This window comes from Clostridium sp. (assembly GCF_051656525.1).
In the GTDB taxonomy this organism is placed as follows: Bacteria; Bacillota; Clostridia; order Clostridiales; family Clostridiaceae; genus Clostridium.
Genome location: NZ_JBOGCC010000216.1, coordinates 1 through 1,086, shown reverse-complemented (window position 1 = coordinate 1,086; position 1,086 = coordinate 1). Strand labels below are relative to the sequence as shown.

Annotated in this window: 1 protein-coding gene; it reads right to left on the bottom strand. The window is 55.9% G+C overall.

Annotated elements, in window-relative coordinates; genetic code table 11:
• A partial coding sequence (locus ACRDDY_RS10480) for an AAA family ATPase (protein WP_438564899.1) occupies window positions 1-1,039 on the bottom strand: 1,039 nt, incomplete at its 3' end.
• Window positions 1,040-1,086 lie beyond the last annotated feature (47 nt).

The window sequence follows — 1,086 nt, the reverse complement described above, 5'->3', positions numbered from 1 at the left end:
GAACCAACAACACCGCCGCGCCGGTACCGCGGCAAATGCGGTTAATCTGGTTGATGAACATCGTAGCTGAGTGGTTATCGTTCTCTCCGGCGCCATAAAAGCGAATCAGCGGGTCGATGATGATCATCCGAAGGTCGGTTAAATTCTCCAGCGTCTCCACCAGTCGGTCAGCCATGTCGGTGGCCACTGCGGATCCGCGGTCTTCGGCAATGATGCGCATGTCTTCGCCCACCAGAGAGGTGATAATCAGATTGCGCTTTAAATCCTCCATCTCCATTGGACCAAGATGCATGTTTTGCAGTACGCCCTGCAAGCGCCGATGGTAATCACTATTCCCGTCCTCGCCGCCGATAATCAGCACCTTTCCTTTGCGCTTCGGCGTCAGGTTTCCGAACTCTCCAGCAAATACCGGTCGACCAGTGCTCACGCTGATCCCCATCTGCACCGTGGTGAATGATTTACCGGTACCGCCGCCCGCAGTCAGCAGCGCAGGCTCGGCCATTGGAAGACACTCATCAAAAACCGAATCCAACTCCGGCGCCCGGGTGGTGATCATGCCAATAGACAGCTCTTGCGCTTTGGCCAAGTCAAACACCGGTCGCTTGCGTGACAGCTTGAACTTAGACAGCTTATCGCGCAGCTCATCAATGCGCGCCGCATCGCTATCGCGGATAGCGTCCACCAACTGACTGGCCACATCCATCTGCCGACGCGAGTCGGAATGCTTAGCAATGATGGACGCATACGCACTGACGTTAGCCGCGCTCGGCGTGTTCTTGGCGATTTCCGCCAGATAACCAAATCCACCAACGCGATCAAGCTCGTCAGAAGCCTCCAGAGCGTCGCGGACGGTCAGCAGGTCTATCGGCTTGCCTTCTGCGCGCAACGACAGCATGGTGCGATACACTGCGCGCAATTGGTGTGCATAGAAGTCGGAAGGATTAATGATGCGCTGAACTTCGGAAAGTCGCGCCGGTTCGAATAGCAGGCCACCGATGACCGACTCTTCGGCCTCGATGCTGTATAAAGGTTTTGCCATTTTACACCCCACGGGTAATGGTGAGAGATGCAGTATACCCGAGGGCA